The organism is Sanguibacteroides sp. AM78-02pH3A (assembly GCF_027666085.1).
GTDB classification, from domain to species: Bacteria; Bacteroidota; Bacteroidia; order Bacteroidales; family Marinifilaceae; genus Gabonibacter; species Gabonibacter massiliensis.
On sequence record NZ_JAQEHX010000007.1, the window covers coordinates 52,474 to 71,223 of the forward strand.

Consider the following 18,750-nt stretch of genomic DNA (forward strand, 5'->3'; position numbering starts at 1 on the left):
CTTAAATGCTTATTCGCTGTTTTTTGAGAAGAGCAAATGAACGGGTTTTCGTAACTTGTATTTCGGGTTATTCGTTGAAGTAAATCTAAGGATTATTCTTTCTGAACCGAGAACAGGGAGGGTTCTTGCGGGAGTGGCGGCCGAAGAGAGATTTAAGGTGTTGCAGGTAGGGATTTAAAAAGAAATAGTTGTAGTTTTGTTGAGATTTTTGACTGTAAAAGAAAATGAAAGTCTTACGTAAGGTTCTGAAATATATATTGAGAGGCGTATTGTTTTTATGGGGAGTCATCGTACTACTCGTGCTGCTTTTGTATATCCCTGCAGTTCAGGATTATGTAAAGACAAAAGTCGAAAGTTATGCGGCGGTAAATCTCGGAGTGAATTTATCGGTGAAAAGAGTATTGTTGAAGTTTCCCCTGGATCTTTACGTGGAGAAGGTTTATGTCGAGCAGGTAAAGGGAGATACATTACTGGCTGCTGGCCAGATTCAGGTCAATGTTTCTTTGCTAAAGTTGTTGAAAAAAGAGGTCGAGGTTCGTCGATTGCTACTGGAAAAGGTGGTCGTCCGTTTATCCGACAGCTTGTCGGGAATGAAATTAGACGTCGTTTTGGGACAATTGCGTTTGCAGTCGGGTAGAGCCGATTTAAGTCGGCAGGATGCGGAGATAAATTCATTGTCGTTAACGGATGGAAAGGTTGAATTTCGGGCGGGTGAAAGGCTGGCAGATATTGCCGATACGGCTACTACTCCTTTGGCATGGCGATTCTTATTGGATAAAATCTCTTTGGAGAACGTAAATTACGAGATGATGGGATTACCCATGGGAAAGCTTCGGTCAGGAGTGGGAAGTGGGACGTTGGATGCCGGTCTGGTCGATATGGGACGTCAGTCTGTTGCGATCAGGCGATTGGAATTAAAAGGGGCTTATTGTGAACTTCGGACCACTGAACAGGAAGAGAAAACGGGCAATGCGGTTTCTGTCGTCCGGGAGAACGCGGCGGATACAGCGGCTTGGGAAGTAAAAATGGATGAGCTGGATCTGAAGGACGGACGTTTTAAGATGGGGCCTGAGCACGAAAATAGCATGGCATTCCCGGAGGTGATCGATATCAATTCTTTAGCCGTTGCGATGGATAGCATTTATAATCGCGGGACGGAGATAGCCACTGTGATTAAGAGTATCCGGTTGAAAGAAAAGAACGGATTGGATATTCGTAATCTGTCGGGACGCGTGAAAATGGGAGAGCAGGTAATGATAATATCCGATTTGGCCGTAGAAACGCCGTATAGTCATTTTTCTTTACAGGCAAAAGTGGGAAGCGGCTTGTCAGGAGTGAACTCTTCTACTCCGATGGAAGTATTGGCGCGGGGGAGTGTTTCCGGTCGAGATATTGCCTTGTTTGTTCCGGATAGTAATAATCAATTGAAGAATGAATTATACGGTAAATCCATAGATTGGGGCGTAAAGGCGGAGGGAACACGAGAACGGGTCAATTTGGAATATTTGCGGGTACATTCGGATGCTTATTTTTCTGTTGACGGGAACGGAACGGTTGCTTTTTGGAATGATCCGGAACGGTTGACAGGTACATTTGATTTTATCGCGGAAATTGAAGATAGCAGTTTTTTATCTCCTTTTTTGATGAGTGATTCCACCTCCGGGTTTCGACTCCCCAGTCCGATTGAAATGGATGGAGGGGTGGTGGCATCCCATGGGGATATTAGTTTTAAATTGGGAGTAACTCCCGGTAAGGGGGCGGTCGAATTGAACGGTAATTATGGATTGAAAACGGATTCGTACCGGCTTGATGTGAATATCGAACAGGTGGATCTTGCTGAATTCTTTCCTGGAGATTCCTTGGGGATGGTCTCGATGAATTTTTCCGCATCCGGACGAGGATGGGATTGGGAAAGGGCGGTAGCTACTTCAGCCATGGAATTGCAATCGTTGGTTTATCGGGGATATTTGTATGAGAATATTACTCTGAACGCTTCTCTTGAGGCCGGAAAATTAGAAGGCAAACTGCAAAGTCCGGTTGAAGATATGTCTTTGGATTTGAATTTCGGGTTAGATTCTGATCGCGGGGATTATCGTGCCGTTTTAGACGGAGAAGTTCACCGGGTCGATTTGCGGGAATTGCATTTTATGCCGGACGAGTTGGCTTTTGCATCGAGCGTCCATTTGGATGCGTCATTAAAAACGGATGGAGAGTCTTCCCTGCAGCTGCAACTCTCTGAGATCAAATTAAACCAAAAGGGGCGAAAATTGAATCTGGGCAAATTCGATCTGTCCGCTTCCAGTGGAGTAGGCCATACGGATGTGAACATGGAAACGGGTGATTTGAGGTTTTCTTTTAAAAGCTGCGAGGGAAGAGAAGAACTGATCCGTCAATTTACGGCTACGGGCGAGCGAATGGTTCAACAGATAAAAGAGTACGCCTTGGATATGGACTCCATTCGGGGAAGTTTGCCGGATTTCCGATTGTACCTTACTGCCGGAACCGACAATCTGTTGAATCAGTATTTAAAAATGAACGGTATCCTCATTAAAAGTTTAGATGTAGATATGAGGGTTCCTCAGGGAAAAGAGTTGGATATCACAACAGAGGTACGGGGAATCGTTATGGAGAAAATGAGGGCGGACAGCTTATTGGTGCGAGTATGGCAGGAAGGAGCTGTATTGAAATACGGGCTGACTCTTTACAACTCGAAGGATATACAAGCCAATTTTTCCCGGATTTCTTTAAGCGGAGGAGCCGTTTTTGATCAATTGTATGCTCGATTGAAAGGAAATACCTTGTCAGGAAAGACGGCGGTTAACGTGGGAATGAATTTTACGTTGCGCGATAGTGTATTTACCTTTAATATTGCTTCCGATTCTTTGATTTTCGGTTACCTTCCCTGGCAAGTAAACCAGGATAATTATCTTCGTTTATCTCCGGAAAAGAGATTGTCGGCTGATTTGCAATTGACAAGCGGGCAAAAGAGATTTAAGCTGTTGTCCTTTCAGGAACCAGAGAGGTCGGGAGAAACCTTGAGTGTTGATATTCAGGGTATCGAGGTGGGATTGATTTCGGAGATGCTCCCTTTTATTCCGAATATGGCGGGAATCTTTTCTGCCGGCTTGGAGTTGAAAAACCAGGGACGTGTATTGGATGTGACCGGGAATATCCGGCTTGATCAATTTTTTTATGAACACCGGAGGGTCGGCAACCTGGAGTTGGATGCAGGATATCGCTTGACGCGGGAGCAGCTTCATGAAATGGATTTTGCCTTGCATTTGGATGGAGAGAAAACCGTTTTGGCCAAAGGAAAGGTATTGACGGGGAATCAGGATAAGAACATGTCTATAGATATAGATATTCCCAAGTTCCCTTTGCGTGTGGTAAACGCTTTTATTCCTTCCGGTCTTGTCGATCTGCAAGGAGATCTGCGTGGGACGATAGCTTTTCGGGGAGATCCGGAGCATCCCCTGATTAACGGAGGAATATTATTTCAGCAAGGCCGCGTAACAGTTCTACCTGTCGGCACATTATTTCAAATCGATTCGAATCGAATCTCAATTGCAGATAATCGTTTGTCGTTTAATGGTTTCGGTCTGATAGCACCCAATCGCCAACGGATGGAATTGCAGGGAGATGTAAATTTTGCTTCGTTTTCGGATATTCGAATGAATACGACTGTAAACGCTAAAAATTTTCAAGTGATCGAGGTAAACCCGAATGATACAACCATGGTTTACGGTAAAGCTTTTATTGATCTGGACGTTCAGGTTAAAGGAGCTTTGAATGCTTTATTTATAAGGGGTAATGTAGGCCTGTTGGATAATAGCGTAATAAACTATGTTTTGAAATCATCGCCTTTGGAAGTAAATGATAAAAGCTCTAATATCGTGCGTTTTGTTTCTTTCAGGGATACGACCTTGGCGGAATTGGATGATCGTATCGGAACAATACAAAATAGTAGTTTGGATATTTTATTGCTATTGAATATTTCTCCTTTAGTTAATCTGAACGTTTTGCTTTCTGATAACGGACAGAATCGGGTCGTTATTAATGGCGGCGGAGAACTGACTTATTCTTTGAGCCCTTTGAATGAAAGTCGTTTGGTGGGTAAGTACGTTTTGACGGGCGGCTCTGTGAATTATAGTGTCCCCGTAATTGGAGAAAAGGTTTTCACGATTCAGGATGGAAATTTTGTAGAGTGGACCGGGGATATGGCTAATCCGATGTTGAATATCACGGCGGCGGAAAATATCTCGGCTAATGTTTCCGATGATAATCAAAATTCAAGGATGGTAAATTTCAAAGCATTGATACGGATTACCAATACCTTGCAGCATCCGGATATAACGTTTGATTTGTCGGCAACCGGAGATATGACCATACAAAACCAGTTGGCTGCCATGACTCCGGAAGAGCGGTCTAAAGAAGCCATGAATCTGATGATATACGGTTCTTATAACGGTCCGGGGACGGTGGCAAAATCGAATGCGTCCAATAATGCGTTGAACGGATTGATTGAAAAGGAGCTGAACCAATGGTCTCGCAGATACCTGAAAGGGATGGATTTAAGTTTTGGTATAAACACTTATAATCAGACAACAGAGTCGGGGGAAACACAGAAAACGGATTATTCGTATCAGTTTTCTAAACGACTGTTTAACAATAAGGTGCGAGTAAAAGTCGGGGGGCGCATTTCCACGGACAATGATCCGGCGGAGGGAGGTGGTGGCCTTGAAGAGAATTTGATAGACGATATTTCCGTGGAATATTTGTTTGGAAAGAATCCGAATTTTTTCTTAAAAATATTCAGGCATACCGGATATGAAAGCGTATTGGAAGGAGAGGTGACTCAAACCGGTATTGGTGTCGTTTTAAGAAAGAAATTTCAGAAATTCTTAGATTTGTTCCGGAAAAAGAGTGTAAGAGAACTTAGAAACGGAACTTTAAAAACAGAAAAAGAAAAGTAGCATGAGGGAAGAAATTTATTGGCCTGCCGCGAAAGGGAATAAACATAGGTATTACGGAGTAAATCTATTCCGGGAGGTGTTATTCTTTGGTATTTGTGCAGGGGTTCTGTTTTTAGGAGGATGTTCTACTACGAAGAAGCTGACGGAAGGGCAGGTATTGTATACCGGGGTAAAAAAGATGAAAATCGAAACCGAAAAGGGTGTCCGATTGGAAGGTCCGAAAAGTTCCGCTATTACGGGTCCTTTGTCTTATCCTCCGAACAATCCTTTGTACTCACCTTACGTGCGGACTCCTTTTCCGATAGGTTTGTGGGTGTATAACTGGAATATTAAGAAGAAAAAAGGTTTTAAATATTGGTTGTATAAACAATTAGCGAAAAAGCCTGTCTTGATTTCGGATGTTCAACCGGATTTACGGCTTAAGGTTGTCGATTATGCGGCTAAAGATTACGGTTATTTTGGAGTGAAATCCGATTATCGATTGATCTATAATAAGCGTAATCCCAAAAAGGCGAAAATCAGCTATCATGTATATATCCCTAAAGCTTATGTGTTGGGGGATATTCATTTGTGGGGATGGGAAGGGCGGATGTCGCGTATTCTTCAAAATACGTGGGGAAGAAGTTTGTTGGTCAAAGGAAACGAATACGATCTTACCACGTTGGAGGATGAGAGGGAACGGGTGGCGACCGTTTTACGCAATAGGGGATATTATTATTTTCGCCCGGATTATATAGAGATATTGGCCGATACGACGCAGGAGAGAGGAGTCGTTGATATTCGGGTTGCTTTAAAAAGGGGCGTTCCTCAAAACGCTCTCCGACCTTACAAGATCAATCAGGTCGATTTGATACTGGAGGATTCTTTCACGGGTGTGGTTCGGGATTCTTTTTATTTTCACGGGTTTAATATAGATTATGCGAAGCCTTTGCGAATAAAACCTAAAATCATAGCTTCCTCTATTCGTTTGTTGCCGGGGGAGGTGTATTCCGCCGCCCGGCAAAATAGGACGCAGGCTAATTTGATTCGTCTGGGGATTTTTAAATACGCGAATTTGGCCGTAACTCCGGCTGATACTTTGGTCAGGGATTCTTTCGGAAAATTGGATGTAAGGATTACGGCAGCTTATGATTTGCCGATAGAAACTGAAATAGAGGTTGATGTCTCTTCGAAATCCAATAATTTACTGGGACCAGGTTTGATTTTAAGCGTTACGAATAAAAATTTATTCCGCGGCGGAGAAAATCTATCATTCCGCTTGAATGGAGCTTATGAATGGCAAACGGGAAAAAAACAGGGAAAATCGACTTCGGGCCTGATTAATTCTTATGAAATCGGCTTGAATGCCGATTTATCCGTTCCTCGTCTGTTGGTTCCCGGCTTTATGAAACGAGAGAGGGATTTTGCGGAGAGGACACATTTTCAGTTAGGAGTGGATTTTTTAAATCGCCATACCTTTTTCCGGATGATCTCTTTTACCGGGGCTGCTAATTATAATTTCCAGTCATCTTTGAGGAAATACCATACGATTACGCCTTTAAAAATCAATTATACTTATCTGCTTCGGACCTCTTCTGCATTTGACTCGACAATGACGAATAATCCGGCCATCGCATTGAGTTTTAAGAACCAGTTTATTCCGTCTATGTCTTATTCTTACACTTATGACCGTGCGGCTACTTCTCGGAATCCGAATCGATTTATGTGGCAGAGTACGTTGATGTCCGCCGGAAATGTTTTGTCCGGAATTTTATTCTTGACAGGTAATCGTCAGGGGAGCGGTAAAACCATATTCGGTAATCCTTACTCTCAGTTTTTGAAATTGACATCGGAAATTGTCGTGTATCGTCGAATGACGGAAAAATCGTTATTGGCTATGCGTTTATTGGGGGGAATAGGATATGCTTACGGAAATTCGGAGGTGATGCCTTATAGCGAGCAATTTTATATCGGGGGAGCCAATAGCATCCGGGCGTTTACGATTCGTTCTATCGGTCCCGGCAGCTATCATCAGGAGAGTCGTAATTCGACGGCCTATTTGGACCAGACCGGAGATATTAAATTGGAGGGAAATATCGAATATCGCTTTAAGATCGGTTATCGTTTGAACGGGGCTATCTTTTTGGATGCGGGAAACGTTTGGTTGCTTCGAAACGATCCGAAGCGTCCCGGCGGAGAATTTAAATTGAAAGGATTATGGAAAGAGATTGCGTTAGGTACCGGATTCGGTTTGCGATACGATATCAGTTACATTGTTTTAAGGGCGGATTTAGGTATTGCACTTCATACTCCGTATAAAAATCCGGATAAACGCGGGTATTATAACATTTCTAAATTTAAAGACGGGTTGGCTTTTCATTTGGCCATTGGTTATCCGTTCTGACGGAAGAGGTACGTTAATTCAATAACGTACCTCTTTTCTATGTAGACACCACCAATCTATAACATTACCATGGGAATATTGGCAATGTTATCAATAAATTGTTATATTTGTAGTAGACAGATCACAAATATAATACAATTTTAATAGTCGCGCAAATAAAATTGGATTATTTGTAAGCTGTAAGTAAAATTTTAAATGATTCTAAATAAACTATTATGGGATTTTCAGAGAGATTAAAAGAAGTTATGGATGAGAAAGGCTACACGAACTATCGTGTCGCTAAGGAGTTGAATCTATCAGCTACCACGCTTTCCAATTATTTGAACGAGCGCACTAAGCCTGATATTACAAAATTGGAAGTCATCAGTCGTTATCTTGGCGTAAACAGAAAATGGTTGATTTCCGGGGAGGGGGAAAAGGAACGTTTAGTGGCGGAAGACGGGAAACCGGAAGAAGACGAGAATACGGTTAATAGGCTTTTGAATTTGTTGGAAAAACATACGGATAGTATCCGGGAGAAAGACCAACAAATATCTCAATTGATTAATACGGCAGAGTTGTTGATAAGTAAATTGCCTCCGTTAGGTAATGAAAAATAGATGTCGAAAAATCTTGGAATGGACGGAAGATCAATGATCTTCCGTTTTTTTATGTATAACGCTTACTGCTATAAGGCTGAATGTTTGTGCTTTTCTTTGTTTTTATTTGTCATAATTTTTATATCTTTGTAAAGTTTAAGTGGGTTGTATAGAATAAGGGGGATGGGATTATAAAACAAGTAGATTGATTATTACTCATGGTCCAGGGAATGGGTATATATTGGAACATGTGATCAAAAGTGTGGTAGTATAATATTCCGAAGGGGTGGAAGAATGGGCGTTTTAATCGTTGTGCGGTAGATGTTTATCATGGGTCATACGTGCCGGATTCCAGGTATAAAATAAACTTTTTATCATGAGAGAATTATGAAAATTGAGAAATTGACAGGTACGGAATCCCGATTGTATGAACTGGTTGCACCTTTGGTGATGAGTCCCAATGTATTGCGTCAAAATAACAACTATCCTTTTAAAACTTCTCGAAATCATGTTTGGTTTATCGCGTGTGACGAGCGGTGGGTGTACGGTTTCGTTCCGGTAGAACTCCGAACACAACAAGCCATTATTAATAATTATTATGTAAGAGGTGATGACACGCTTTTGCTTTCTTCTTTGATTAAGGAGGTCTTAAAAGCATTCGACCGGGAGTGTAAAATTACATCCGTGACGCTGTCCCGCCATGTTTCCGTGTTTAAAGAAAATGGTTTTCGTTCCGTGCGGGAGTGGAAGCAATATGTAAAAATGGAAAAAAGTAATGAAGATGGCAAGAAACGTTTATGAGGCGGTTTTGATTCGTTTGAGTAAGATCTTTGCTGACTTTGATAATGTTTACGTCTCTTTTTCGGGAGGCAAGGACAGTGGCGTCTTGCTCAATCTTTGTATCGATTTTATTCGGCGAAACAAGTTGAATCGTAAATTGGGGGTTTTTCATATGGATTACGAGGTACAATATGAAGAGACTACCCGTTACGTGGAACGGATGTTAAGTTCCAATGCCGATATCTTGGAGGTATATCATGTTTGCGTGCCGTTTAAAGTACCGACTTGTACTTCGATGTATCAGAATTTTTGGCGTCCTTGGGATGAAGAGAGTCGAGCTATTTGGGTGCGGAATTTACCTCGGGGAAGTTATACCCGAAAAGATTTTTCTTTTTATACGGAAGAGTTATGGGATTATGATTTCCAGATGCAGTTCGCTCGGTGGTTTCATGAGTATAAGAAAGCGGAAAGAACCTGTTGTTTGGTGGGAATCCGGACGCAAGAGAGCTTAAATCGATGGCGTTCGATACACGGGGAGAAGAAATATTATACTTATCGGGGAATGAGATGGACGCGTAAGCTGTATGATTATGTTTATAATGCTTATCCCATATACGATTGGTTGACCACGGATGTGTGGACTGCAAATGGTAAGTTTCATTGGGACTATAATAGGTTGTACGATCTCTATTATCAGGCCGGAATACCCATTGAGAAGCAACGGGTGTCGAGTCCGTTTATCTCTCCGGCTCAAACCAGCCTGAAATTGTACAGGGTACTGGATCCCAATACCTGGGGAAAAATGGTGAATCGGGTGAACGGAATAAATTTCGTCGGGATATATGGCGGAACTTCTGCTGTCGGTTGGCAGTCCGTGAAATTACCTCAGGGACATACGTGGGTGAGCTATATGGAATTTCTGTTGCAAACCTTACCGGAAGAGACTCGACAGAATTACTTGGAAAAGTTGTCCGTGAGTATCGATTTTTGGAGGAAAAGGGGTGGTTGTTTGGCAGATAAAACGATAGAGAAATTGCGTGAAGCCGGAATAACGATAGAAGTAGGAGAAAAGAGTAACTATAAAACATTCAAAAAGCCGGTTCGCATGGAATACCTTGATGATATTGATCTGCCGGAGTTTAAAGATTTACCCACGTTTAAGCGGGTCTGTATCTGTATTTTGAAAAATGATCATGCATGTAAATACATGGGATTTGCATTGAATAAAAGCGAAAAGGAGCGTAAAAAACGCATAATGGAAAAATATCAATCGTTGTTACACTATGAGTGATTACATAAGTCCCGTATATAAAGTGATAGCCGTGCCGGTTGAAAAAGTGTGTGCCAATAATTACAATCCGAATATCGTCGCACCTCCTGAAATGAAGTTATTGGAACTTTCTATCTGGGAGGATGGTTATACGATGCCCTGCGTATGTTATTACCTTGCCGAAAAAGATGTGTATGAGCTGGTGGACGGGTATCACCGTTATCAGGTATTGAAAAACTCAAAACGTATTTACGAACGGGAAAAGGGTTTGTTGCCGATTGTCGTGATTGAAAAAGACTTGTCGAACCGGATGGCTTCCACGATACGGCATAATAGGGCAAGAGGATCGCATAGCATCGAGCTGATGACGGAGATTGTTTCCGAATTGACAAAAGCCGGTATGTCGGATGAGTGGATCCTTAAAAATATTGGTATGGATAAAGACGAGTTGTTACGATTGAAACAGATCTCCGGTTTGGCTGAACTCTTCGCCGATAAAAACTTCAGCATTCCCAAGAGAACTTTGCTTAGATAATTAAGTGATAAAGACAGTTTAGGGATTCGATGATCTTGTAATTAGGAGGTTAAACGATTGACCGCTTCCGTTGCTTGTAAGTTGTAAATCAAAATCGAACACGTGGAGACGGGGATGACTCGGGAGTTGTACTCCCTCGAGAACGCGTTACGACCCCCGTCTTGCGCTTCGTTCGAATCCCTTTAATGTAAAAAAAGAGAATCGGTTTATTGCCAATTCTCTTTTATTTTTAGCTACTTAAGCGGAGAGACGGGGATGACTCGGGAGTTGTGCTCCCTCGAGAACTCGTTACGACCCCCGTCTTGCGCTTCGTTCGAATCCCTTTAATGTAAAAAAAGAGAATCGGTTTATTGCCAATTCTCTTTTATTTTTAGCTACTTAAGCGGAGAGACGGGGATTCGAACCCCGGATACCCTTTAGGGGTATACACGCTTTCCAGGCGTGCCAGTTCAGCCACTCCTGCATCTCTCCGGATGCGGAGGCAAATATAGAAATAATTTTCTATTAACAACTCCATTCTTATCGATTTTTAACGGAAAATCAACAACGAAAATGAAATGGAAGGCGTATCAATAGTACAATTTAGTGGGGAGATATGATATGGGGATTGGAAAAGAGACTACTAGCATTAGGGTAGGAGAGAATCCCTGGTATACAATCTTGGGATTACACGTGAATGTAGATTGTTGCTAGTCTCGGTGCGGTTTTCTTCGTGATGAAGTGAACCGCACTTTTCTTTGAAACTTTTGAATCGGTCTATATACATAGTCTGATATATTTGGTAAATTTGTGGTGAATTTAATAAAATGAATATGGACGATTTTCAGCATGTCGGTTATAGTAAAGAGGTAATCGAGTTCGTGGCTGTGGCAAAGGAATTTTGTGATTTTGTTGAAGCTGCCGCGGGTGGAGGGCGAGAGCTTTTTCTTTCCAGATTGCAAAAATTTATTCCTTTGATCTATTTGAAGGGGAGTTTATTGCCTCGTTGCGAGAGTGACGAGTTGGGACTGTTGGAGGATACGGTAACCGAAGAAGATTATAATGCTTTGTATGCCGCGCTTCATCAATTGATGGGGGAACAGGATGAATACCTGGAGGTATTTGATGATAATATGCAATATAGCGAGACTCCGATTGTTAATTCTATAGCGGAGAAAGTTTGTGATGTTTATCAAGACCTGAAGAATTTTATATCGGCTTACAGGCATGGAATGACAGATGTGATAGAGGAGGCCTTGTGGCAATTGAATAATAGTTTTGAACTTTACTGGGGACGGGCATGTGCAAGTGTTTTAAGAGCTGTTCATGTAGCCGTTTTTCGAATAATGGATAATGAGGTTGAGTGATTCATGGGGAAAATTGTCATGCAAGAATATAAAAGGAAGATAGAGCCCGATGAGGTTGAAGAGTTTCCTGTTTTTTTATATAGGGGAGAAATTATCGTGGTGGATAGACCGGAACAGGTGGCTGCTGCTGTTGCAGATTTAAGAGATAATGCTGTTTTAGGTTTCGATACGGAAACCAAGCCTTCTTTTAAGAAAGGGGTTGTTCATCAAGTGGGGTTATTGCAATTGGCGTCGAAGGAACGGGTTTATTTGTTTCGGTTGAATAAATGCGGTTTACCTTACTCTTTACGGGAATTATTGGTGAACGAGGATGTTTTGAAGGTCGGGGTGGGAATCCGGGATGATATTCGGGCATTACGTAAAATGGCTGATTTTTTACCGGCTTCTTTTGTGGACTTGCAGTTGTTTGTAAAAGCCTTTGGTATTGAAGAGATGTCGTTTTCTAAATTGATGTCTATCGTCTTTGGCGTGAAGATTTCAAAACGGCAAAGAACATCGAATTGGGAAGCTCCCGTGTTAACGACCGCACAAATACGTTACGCGGCAACGGACGCTTGGGGGGCTTTGAGAATGTACGAGGCTTTACGTTCCGGAGAGAAGCAAAATATCTTACTTTATTGATCGCAAAGGTTTTATGGGAACAGAGAAATAGAAAGTCGTTCCTTTCCCTTCCGTTGATTCGAACCATAGTTTCCCGTGATTCAATTTTACGAATTCTTGGCTGAGTTGAAGACCTAATCCGCTGCCCTTCTCTTTCTGGGTCCCGAATGAAGTAATATAGCTCCCTTTATCCAATAGTTTACGTTGGTCTTCCCGTTTGATGCCTTGTCCGTTGTCCTTTACGGATATAATCAATTTATTCTCGTTCTGTCGGCAGTCAACATGTATCTCTCCGTCGGGATAGGTGAATTTTATGGCATTGGAGAGCAGGTTGCGAATGACCGTATTTATCATATTCGTATCGGCATAAGCTTCAAAATGTTGTTTTACCTCGTTAAAGATCGTGATCCCTTTTGCTTTGGCGACGTTATCCAAGAGGGCGATAACCTGTTGGATCGTGGCAGTTAAATTGAACTCCCGCGGGTTCGCTTCCAGTCTCCCGTTTTGGCTGTTGCTCCATAACAGAAGGTTCTCCAGAAGAGAGAAAGCTTCATCCGTGGTTTCTATTACCATCCGTAGCAATTGGCGTATATTTTCATCCGGGATTTTGTTTTTTTGATTGTCAATTGCTTCCAGGATCATTTTGATAGTTCCGATCGGTGCCCGTAAATCATGGGCAATGACGGAATAAAGTTTATCTTTTGCCCGGACTACGTTTTGGAGTTTTTCATTTTGTCGTTCAATGATCCGTAAAGATTCCAATAGCAACAACTGATTATTTAATCTGGTGAGCAGTTCCTGTTTACTTAGTGGCTTGGAAATGAATTCGACACCTTCATATTGAGATACCATGACAAATTCTTCATGTTTATTACCTGTAGTCAGGTAGATGATTGGGATTAATTTCGTTTGTGGGTCGGATTTCAGTGTTTGAGTAATTTTCATTCCTTCCCCGTTTACGTGTGTTAAAGCTAATATGATGATATCCGGGGATTTTGTTTTAACAATGGGAATAACTTCTTCACCCACGGGAGTCGTGATTACATTAAAAGCCTCCTGCTCGAGAATATATTTTGTTTTTTCGAGATTTGAGGCTGAATCGTCCGCGATAAGTATGGTGTATTCGTGGTAATCAATGTGCATGGGTAGTGAATTTGGGATCTATTTTTAACAATAGTTCTTCATAACGATGGTTGAACGCGAAAACCTTTTCGTGTATGCTATCCATGGAACCGTTACAATCCGATAGTTTACAATTGGACAATCCTTCCTTTATAGCAAGCCAGATCGGGTACATGTTTTGATTGAAGGCTCGTAATTCCGATTTGAATAATTCAAATTCTTTATAATATTCGGAAATATCGTGCCCGATGATATGGAGCTCTACCGAGTTTTTTTCAAGTCGAATGGAATAAATATGCCATTTCATCCATAACGTTTCTTCCCCTTTCTTTAATGGAGTGTTTATAGACAAGACTAATTCCTGATTATCCTGAAGATCTTCTATATCTTGGGTATAGGGAATCAGTGCGGGGATTAGTTCTGTAAATTTACAGCCGAGGACACTTTCCGGGTTTTTTCCGAAAAGGGAGTAGAATCTTTTATTGGAATAGTTGATATGCAATTTCCGATCGAGACGGAGGATAAAATCAATTTTGTTTTCGATGAAGTCTTGGTACAACGTGTGGTGCTTCACTAATTTGGAAAGGATAAGTTCCTTTTCAAGCGCACCTGAAAATACGCTGGCCACTTGGATTAGAAAGCGGATATCTTCCTCTTGCCATTCGTCCTTGCAATCCACTCTGCTAAGACTTAAAAACGACAGAAGATGACTGGAGATGAAGAGCGGAAGAAGAAGAGCGCAACGAACATGAGTCGCTTTCAGGATATTTTTTATACTCGGATCCGCGACGTCGTCTATATTTTTGATGTAAATATAATTATCTTCATCAAGTTGTTTTGCTAATTTTTTATCGAGTAAGAAAATGTTTTGGGACATATTGTTTTGGATGGAGGTCATCCCTTCCCTCAGCCATTCGTGAGAGATAGAAAAACTCATGTCGTGTTTTATATCAATGATATGTATTCGGTCTGCTTTCTCGTGTTCTCCCAATTTTTTAAGTGCCAGTTGAATATTCTTTTCTGATTCCAGATTTGCGGCAAGCAAAACACTTAATGCTGAAAGAAAATCCGAATCCGATGAATGTATATTGTTCTGCATATATTGTATCGATATTTTTTATTCTTTACTTTTGTTTTTACTTTTATACTTCATTCGGGTAGAACATGTTACGTTAAATCTGTTTTTTGCATTCTATTCGCATCCTTTTTCAGATTAAGGTTTTTATATTCAGATTCTTATCTTAAGGTTAAATTCTATGTAAGAAAAATCTTTGAAAATGTTTGGTACGAAAGAAGAATTTTGTACTTTTGTGCCCGGGTAAGTCCTATGCGACCAGCTCCTGTCGAACTCCCCCAGGGTCGGAAGGCAGCAAGGGTAGATGGTTGTAGCGGTGCGACATAGTAAGCTTACCCGTTTTTATGAAATTCGCCTCTTTAGCTCAGTTGGCCAGAGCACGTGATTTGTAATCTCGGGGTCGTTGGTTCGAATCCGACAAGAGGCTCAAGTGAAGGAAATATCTCCGGAGAAGGAGAATAAGGGATTTAAATGCTGTTGTAGCTCAGGGGTAGAGCACTTCCTTGGTAAGGAAGAGGTCTCGGGTTCAAATCCCGATAACAGCTCAGAAAGCCATCAGAAATGATGGCTTTTTTTGTTTTATAATCCCCCGGGACGGTTTTTGGGTGGCATTTTGATCCTTGAAAACCGTTCCCGATTTGTGTGTACGAGAATTGTTGTTCGTTAAAAAAAGCGGCCACCGGGGAGGGAGGCCGCTATGTCAAGGATTATACAAAGATCACTTCAGTGCGTGTTCCGTGATCTATTGATAAAAACATTAAATAATCGTAGTGTGCTTTCGTATCAACATAACCACATCCTTGACCAAACAAATATACGATTTTTTTATATTTCGGCAATATGAAATTAAAAAAAATCGTGCGGAAGAAATTATCCGCATGATCCTTTAACGTTTTATTTATTGATTAAAATAAAGATTCGATGAGTTGGTCGTCAGCTAAATTGGGGAGTGTGACTTTCAGATTCGGGTTATTTGCCATGGCCCGTTTGATCGCAAATATGGCCCCCTCGTTACGGGCCCAGCTGCGACGGGAAATTCCGTTATTGACATCCCAGAACAGCATGTTCTTTAAGCGTCTGTCGCTATCGCTACTTCCGTCCAGCATCATTCCGAACCCGCCATTGATGACTTCACCCCAGCCTACGCCGCCGCCGTTGTGGATGGAGACCCAGGTTGCTCCGCGGAAAGAGTCTCCGATGACATTTTGAATGGCCATATCGGCGGTGAAGCGCGAGCCGTCGTATATATTAGACGTTTCGCGATAGGGAGAGTCCGTGCCGGATACGTCGTGGTGATCCCGTCCCAGAATAACGGGAGCGGATATTTCTCCATTCGCGATGGCTTTATTGAATGCTTCTGCAATTTTTATACGTCCTTCTGCATCTGCATACAGGATACGTGCCTGAGAACCTACCACTAAATGATTTTCTCCCGCGGCTTTAATCCAACGGATGTTGTCGGCCATCTGTTGCTGAATTTCTTCGGGAGAGTGAGACATGATCCCTTCCAATACTTGTGCGGCGATCTCATCGGTCTTGGCAAGGTCTTTCGGGTCGCCGCTGGAACATACCCAGCGGAACGGACCGAACCCGTAATCGAAACACATGGGGCCCATGATGTCCTGAACATACGAAGGGTATTTGAAGTCTCCGTTCGGTTTTACGATATCGGCACCTGCTCTGGAGGATTCCAATAGGAAGGCGTTACCGTAGTCGAAGAAATAAGTATTGAACCGTTCCACGCATTTGTTGATGGCTGCCACGTGACGGCGTAAAGATTCCTGAACTTTTTGTTTGAATCGCTCCGGTTCTTCGGCCATCATGCGTTTGCTCTCTTCGAAACTGATTCCGACGGGATAATAGCCGCCTGCCCACGGGTTATGCAACGAGGTTTGGTCCGAACCCAATTCAACGGGGATATCTCCTTTTGCGAAATGTTCCCAGACGTCTACAATATTTCCTTGGAATGCAATGGAAACAACTTCTTTTTTCTCTCTGGCTATTTTTACCCTTTCTACCAGTTTGTCCAGATCATCGATGACTTCATCTACCCATCCCTGGTTGTAACGGGTTTGAGTGGCTTTCGGATTGATCTCTGCGGTAATGCTGATACATCCGGCGATATTCCCTGCTTTGGGCTGAGCTCCGGACATACCGCCTAATCCGGCGGTAATAAAGAGTTTACCGGCTAATCCTTCCCCGTGCCGTGAAATTTTGCGTCCTGCATTCAACACGGTAATGGTTGTTCCGTGAACAATTCCCTGGGGACCGATGTACATGAACGAGCCGGCAGTCATCTGTCCGTATTGAGAGACTCCCAGGGCATTGAAACGTTCCCAATCATCCGGTTTGGAATAGTTGGGAATAACCATTCCGTTCGTTACAACCACCCTCGGTGCGTCTTTGTGTGACGGAAATAATCCCATGGGATGTCCCGAATACAAGACGAGTGTTTGTTCGTCCGTCATTTCGGACAGGTATTTCATGGTCAATCGGTATTGGGCCCAATTTTGGAACACGGCCCCGTTTCCCCCGTAAGTGATTAATTCATGCGGATGTTGGGCGACGGCTATGTCCAGGTTGTTATTTAACATCAACATGATGCCGGCAGCCTGTAAGCTTTTGTGCGGGTAATCGTTGATGTTGTGGGCGTACATTTTATAGTCCGGACGAAAACGATACATGTAAATACGTCCGTATTTTTCAAGTTCATCTGCAAATTCGGCTGCAAGAACGGCATGGTGCTTGGGATCGAAATAACGCAATGCATTTCGGATGGCTAATCGCTTTTCTTCTTTCGTGAGAATATCTTTCCGCTTCGGGGCATGATTGATTTCAGGCTCGTAAGGCTTTGGGGCGGGTAATGTATCGGGAATACCCTCCGTGATGGATTTTTGAAATTCTTGTAATGTCATTATTATGTATTTTTAACTTATGATCCAATTCAAGGGCTAAGTTAATAATTTCTAATGTTTTTTTTCGCATTCATGCCGTTTTTTTTACTTGCAGCTCTCTTTTATATTACCTCTACGGGAAAAATCTTATTTTTGCAAAATAAAATAAGGAATACGATGAATGTAAGAATAGGTGATATCGTTCGCTTTATTTCCGAGAAACAGGAAGGTAAGGTTACCGGAATAATTGATGCGAACAGCGTAAACGTATATTGCGATGAGTATGGTTTCGAGATCCCGGCTTCGATAAACGACCTGGTGGTCATTCGCTCGGATTTTCATGCGACAACCGTTTCTGTTGCGACAGATGTGCCGGTTCAGGCACAAAAGGGAGTGGAGATGTCGTCGTCGGACACGTTGTATTTGGCTTTTGTTCCGGAGAATTTTAATAATTTGAACGAAAGTCGTTTCGATCTTTATTTAGTCAACGATACAGATTTGGTATGCTTGTGTTCCGTTGCTTTTTATGATGGTAAAAGATACAATGGGATTACGGCCGGGAATTGTAATCCGGATGCTGCTTATCTTGTCGGTAATTATTCTTTGAAGGAGTTGGACGGGGTGAAAAGCATTCAAGTGCAAGCTATTTTTTATCAAAAGGGGTATTTTACCTTCAAAAGTGCGATTGATGCGCCTGTGAAACTGAATCCGGTTTCTTTGTGTAAGGCTGGCGCTTATAAGCACGTGCGTTGGTTTGAACCGGTAGCTTTCGTTCGCCCTCTCGAAAGGGATAGTTCGATGACGGAGCGAGTCGATTTGGAGGCGAGACCGTTGTTGCAGGCCTCCAAAAAAGAAATCGATGAGTTGCCGGGAAGGAGACCTGCAAAACAAATGGTGGGAAACATGCTTGAAATAGATCTTCATATTTCTCAATTGCTTGAGACGACAGCGGGTATGGAAAGTAAGGATATGCTCGAATATCAGTTGGATGTATTTCGTAAAACTTTGGAGGAGTATAAATTACGTCGGGGACAAAAAATTGTTTTCATCCACGGAAAAGGGGACGGAGTTTTAAAACAACGTATTTTATGGGAGTTGCAGACTAAATATAAACGCTTTCAACATCAGGATGCTTCTTTCAAGCAGTATGGTTATGGAGCAACGATGGTAACGATAAAATAACAAAACACCGGG

12 protein-coding genes, 3 tRNA genes and 1 other RNA gene are annotated in these 18,750 nt (G+C 42.2%); 12 read left to right on the plus strand and 4 right to left on the minus strand.

The features are described 5' to 3' along the window. Window positions 1-224: 224 nt before the first annotated feature. The 6 genes from PGR74_RS10865 (at window position 225) to PGR74_RS10890 (ending at window position 10,519) form a co-directional block, all read left to right on the plus strand. Window positions 225-4,973 carry a translocation/assembly module TamB domain-containing protein gene (locus PGR74_RS10865; RefSeq protein WP_270517135.1) on the plus strand — a complete coding sequence of 1,583 codons (4,749 nt, stop codon included), beginning with the start codon at window positions 225-227 and terminating at the stop codon, window positions 4,971-4,973. Between the two features lies 1 nt (window position 4,974). Further along, the gene (tamL, locus tag PGR74_RS10870) at window positions 4,975-7,356 is read left to right on the plus strand and encodes a translocation and assembly module lipoprotein TamL (RefSeq protein WP_082027438.1); all 2,382 of its coding nucleotides are present in this window, start codon (window positions 4,975-4,977) and stop codon (window positions 7,354-7,356) included. 215 nt (window positions 7,357-7,571) lie between these two features. Beyond that, window positions 7,572-7,955, plus strand: coding sequence for a helix-turn-helix domain-containing protein (locus PGR74_RS10875; RefSeq protein ID WP_052634402.1), 384 nt, complete (start codon window positions 7,572-7,574; stop codon window positions 7,953-7,955). A gap of 366 nt (window positions 7,956-8,321) precedes the next feature. Next, complete coding sequence (locus PGR74_RS10880; RefSeq protein WP_041502429.1) at window positions 8,322-8,735, plus strand: hypothetical protein; 414 nt, start codon at window positions 8,322-8,324, stop codon at window positions 8,733-8,735. Then, window positions 8,710-10,005, plus strand: a complete 1,296-nt coding sequence (locus PGR74_RS10885) for a DUF3440 domain-containing protein (protein ID WP_041502428.1) — start codon at window positions 8,710-8,712, stop codon at window positions 10,003-10,005. Before PGR74_RS10880 ends, PGR74_RS10885 begins: the two co-directional genes overlap by 26 nt. Continuing rightward, window positions 9,998-10,519: an IbrB-like domain-containing protein gene (locus PGR74_RS10890; RefSeq protein ID WP_041502427.1), complete on the plus strand. Its 522-nt coding sequence runs from the start codon at window positions 9,998-10,000 to the stop codon at window positions 10,517-10,519. Before PGR74_RS10885 ends, PGR74_RS10890 begins: the two co-directional genes overlap by 8 nt. Before the next feature lie 383 nt (window positions 10,520-10,902). On the opposite strand, the gene PGR74_RS10895 is transcribed toward PGR74_RS10890, so the two are convergent. Further along, window positions 10,903-10,990: transfer RNA gene (locus tag PGR74_RS10895), tRNA-Ser, on the minus strand. Window positions 10,991-11,331: 341 nt separating this feature from the next. Between PGR74_RS10895 and PGR74_RS10900 the strand changes: the two genes are divergently transcribed. Next, the gene (locus PGR74_RS10900) at window positions 11,332-11,865 is read left to right on the plus strand and encodes a DUF5063 domain-containing protein (RefSeq protein ID WP_041502426.1); all 534 of its coding nucleotides are present in this window, start codon (window positions 11,332-11,334) and stop codon (window positions 11,863-11,865) included. An 18-nt stretch (window positions 11,866-11,883) separates the two neighbouring features. After that, window positions 11,884-12,486, plus strand: coding sequence for a 3'-5' exonuclease (locus tag PGR74_RS10905; protein WP_082027440.1), 603 nt, complete (start codon window positions 11,884-11,886; stop codon window positions 12,484-12,486). Here PGR74_RS10905 and PGR74_RS10910 read toward each other — a convergent pair. Both PGR74_RS10910 and PGR74_RS10915 read right to left on the minus strand, forming a co-directional pair. After that, window positions 12,475-13,608, minus strand: a complete 1,134-nt coding sequence (locus PGR74_RS10910) for a hybrid sensor histidine kinase/response regulator (RefSeq protein WP_041502424.1) — start codon at window positions 13,606-13,608, stop codon at window positions 12,475-12,477. The genes PGR74_RS10905 and PGR74_RS10910 overlap by 12 nt on opposite strands. After that, window positions 13,598-14,686 (minus strand): PAS domain-containing protein, encoded by a 1,089-nt coding sequence (locus PGR74_RS10915; protein WP_041502423.1) that lies wholly within the window; start codon window positions 14,684-14,686, stop codon window positions 13,598-13,600. Before PGR74_RS10915 ends, PGR74_RS10910 begins: the two co-directional genes overlap by 11 nt. A 217-nt stretch (window positions 14,687-14,903) precedes the next feature. Here PGR74_RS10915 and ffs point away from each other — a divergent pair. The 3 genes from ffs to PGR74_RS10930 all read left to right on the plus strand — a co-directional run bounded on the left by ffs (window position 14,904) and on the right by PGR74_RS10930 (window position 15,207). Further along, an RNA gene (ffs, locus tag PGR74_RS10920) (signal recognition particle sRNA small type) lies at window positions 14,904-15,003 on the plus strand. Between the two features lie 12 nt (window positions 15,004-15,015). Then, window positions 15,016-15,089 (plus strand) — tRNA-Thr (locus PGR74_RS10925). Window positions 15,090-15,135: 46 nt separating this feature from the next. Further along, window positions 15,136-15,207 (plus strand) — tRNA-Thr (locus tag PGR74_RS10930). A gap of 360 nt (window positions 15,208-15,567) precedes the next feature. Here PGR74_RS10930 and PGR74_RS10935 read toward each other — a convergent pair. Next, the gene (locus PGR74_RS10935) at window positions 15,568-17,577 is read right to left on the minus strand and encodes a urocanate hydratase (protein WP_041504767.1); all 2,010 of its coding nucleotides are present in this window, start codon (window positions 17,575-17,577) and stop codon (window positions 15,568-15,570) included. A gap of 156 nt (window positions 17,578-17,733) precedes the next feature. Here PGR74_RS10935 and PGR74_RS10940 point away from each other — a divergent pair, with 156 nt between their 5' ends. Further along, window positions 17,734-18,738 carry a Smr/MutS family protein gene (locus PGR74_RS10940; protein WP_270517145.1) on the plus strand — a complete coding sequence of 335 codons (1,005 nt, stop codon included), beginning with the start codon at window positions 17,734-17,736 and terminating at the stop codon, window positions 18,736-18,738. Window positions 18,739-18,750 lie beyond the last annotated feature (12 nt).